Source organism: Pseudomonadota bacterium (assembly GCA_030860485.1).
GTDB lineage: Bacteria > Pseudomonadota > Gammaproteobacteria > JACCXJ01 > JACCXJ01 > JACCXJ01.
Genome location: JALZID010000034.1, coordinates 1 through 2,454, shown reverse-complemented (window position 1 = coordinate 2,454; position 2,454 = coordinate 1). Strand labels below are relative to the sequence as shown.

General features: G+C 61.8%; 4 protein-coding genes. 2 read left to right on the top strand and 2 right to left on the bottom strand.

Going from position 1 to position 2,454, the window contains the following annotated elements; all coding sequences use genetic code 11:
- The first annotated feature begins 240 nt into the window (after positions 1-240).
- Positions 241-720 (top strand): nucleoside deaminase, encoded by a 480-nt coding sequence (locus tag M3461_01490; protein ID MDQ3773137.1) that lies wholly within the window; start codon positions 241-243, stop codon positions 718-720.
- 90 nt (positions 721-810) lie between these two features.
- On the top strand, positions 811-1,299 hold the full coding sequence (locus M3461_01485; GenBank protein ID MDQ3773136.1) for a DUF2165 domain-containing protein: 489 nt from the start codon (positions 811-813) through the stop codon (positions 1,297-1,299).
- Positions 1,300-1,394: 95 nt separating this feature from the next.
- Here the strand turns inward: M3461_01485 and M3461_01480 are convergent, their stop codons facing one another.
- Together M3461_01480 and M3461_01475 are read right to left on the bottom strand one after the other, a co-directional pair.
- Positions 1,395-2,141 (bottom strand): 5-formyltetrahydrofolate cyclo-ligase, encoded by a 747-nt coding sequence (locus tag M3461_01480; GenBank protein MDQ3773135.1) that lies wholly within the window; start codon positions 2,139-2,141, stop codon positions 1,395-1,397.
- A gap of 129 nt (positions 2,142-2,270) precedes the next feature.
- Positions 2,271-2,454 (bottom strand): MFS transporter (locus tag M3461_01475; protein MDQ3773134.1); only part of this gene is annotated, 184 nt, incomplete at its 5' end.

Genomic DNA, 2,454 nt, shown 5'->3' with positions numbered 1-2,454 from the left:
CGGCCTACATCATTGGCAAGAACTGCGTGCAGTTCTTCACCGTCGAACCGGAGCCTCTCCTTCCATTATGCACCACGCCCCGGCCTTACGACATACATCTCGTCGGTCTGAGGCGAAGCCTCGTTAGCGTTAGCCGCGGCGTCGCGCGCACGTGCCGTGGACCACGAGCCGATATCCCCCCCAACGAGGGCAGCAACCGCGCCGAACAGCCACCCACAGTACATGCGACGGGCGATCGCCATGGCCAAGCAGGTTCCGGAGTTGCCATTCGGAGCGGTGATCGTGCGGCGGGCCACAGGCGTCATTGTCGCCGAAGGACACAACCGCTCGTCCGAGAGCCCTACCTTTCACGGCGAGATCGTCGTCATCAACCGCTGTGCCACCGACCATCCCTCGATCGATTGGGCCGAAGTAGACCTGTATACCACGGCCGAACCCTGTCCCATGTGTCAAAGCGCCATCGAGTGGGCGGGGATCCCCACTGTCTACTACGGGACGTCGATCCCTTACTTGCAACGCCTTGGTTGGAAGCAAATCGAGATCCGTGCGAAAGAGTCGTGCGACGAACGCCTTTTCGTCAAACCACGGTCATCGGCGGCATTCTCGCTGAAGAATGCAACCCCCTGTTTGAGACGGCCGCCAAGAGCAAATATAAAGGGGCGACCGAAGGCCGTAGAAGCCGGCGTGGCATCGATTCAAGCCTCATCGCGACGCCCCTAGAGTTGCATTATGAAATGTGATGCAAATCAGTCAAGTTTATGATTGGAGGACGTCGGTCTGAGGGGGCCTCGTTAGAACTGGATCTGTATGATCGCTGTCCGCTATAGCAAGATTGCCCTGGTGGCTTCGGTCGCCCTGTACACAACCTTGGTTGTCTTCAATAACATCAACGATTATGGATCGAATTTTATTTTCGTCCAGCACGTCTTGATGATGGACACGGTCTTCCCGAACAGCAAAGAGGCATGGCGTGCGATCCGCTCCCCGATCCTCCACCATGCCGCGTATGCCGCGATTATCTTGGTCGAGGCGACCGTTGCGTTACTATGCTGGGCGGGCACAGCATCGCTTCTCAAGGCGGTGCGTCAGGAGGAAGCCCTGTTCCATCGCTCCAAACGCATTGCGGTCGCCGGCCTGACGCTCGGTTTCAGCCTTTGGTTCCTAGGGTTTATGGGGATCGGTGGGGAATGGTTCTTGATGTGGCAGTCGGAGCGATGGAACGCACAGCAGGCGGCGTTTCGCATCGCTGCGCTAGTCGGGCTGGTGCTGCTCTGCCTTTGTATTCGCGATCCCGAGTAGCGTCAATTTTCGTAATGCGTTCGCTCATAGCCGGACCCCGGCCGTGCCGCTGGAGCCTGATGGCGGAAGCAGGCGGGTCCCCATGGGTATACCCTCTAAGAAGCCGTCTTGGGGCGGGCGGGCACTCGAAGATCCCGTAACGACTTCAGGATCGGCATCGCTTCCATGGCATCCGGCGGTAGCCGATCCCAGTCGATCCCGCTGGGGACCTGCGGAGGTAAGGGGACCTCGAAGCATCTTTCGGGCGTGGCGATGACCGCGACCGGGAGGTCATGCGGGTCCGCCGGAAAGACCTCAACCACTTGCATGGCGTGGACGGTCGTCACGACGGGTATGGGTGGCTGCCCGAGCTCTCTCAGGATCGCGTATTCCAGGTCCCCGTAACCGTGCCCCTTTCCGCAGCGGTGGCCATCGCGGGTCACGGCTACAGAGCCCGTGACGATGAGGTCCACCGGCGGAAGGGCTTCAAGGGGCACCTCCTGTCCCCAGCGCGTGCCGGCGCCCAGGCTTGCGGCTTCTGAGATCTTGTCCGCCGGGATCTTGGCCGGGTCGAACGTGCGGAACCCCCCTTTGAGCCTCGGGGTCGGGACGAGCACCATGACGCCACGCCGCAGCAGGGCCTCACGGACGGGCCTCTGGGGGCTATCGGGGTTGACCTTGACGCAGCGGACTTTATGAAACAGCAGGTGCGCGAGCAGGTGCTCGGCCGCCTCACTAGCCCCTTCGAAGTTCGGGATGCGTCCGTGGGTCGGGAAGGGGAAGCGCGCCACCCGCGCCTCGACCAGGGCATCCCACACCGCCTGTCGCGCCTCGGCCTTGGTTTTAAACTTGCGCCGTTCCATACCCATTCGCGTATGATAGACGAGCCTGGAGACATCGCCCTAGCCAGGCGCGCAAGCGGCTGGCGTCTGTCTACGGCCGGTTTAGCGAGGGGTTCGGAACCGCCACTCGACCAGTCCATTGCAGCGTGATCACTTCTTCGCGCGCGGTCGTCGCTCGACCAATACCCAGGCGGCGAGCGCGCTCAGGAGCGCGAGGCCCGCACTTAGCAGCATGATCCAGCGAAAGCCGGACACGAAGGAAAGCTGTACGGTGCGTCTGAGCGCCGATGCAACGGTCGCGTCCACACCGGTTGGGAGTGCGGCTTCCGCCAAC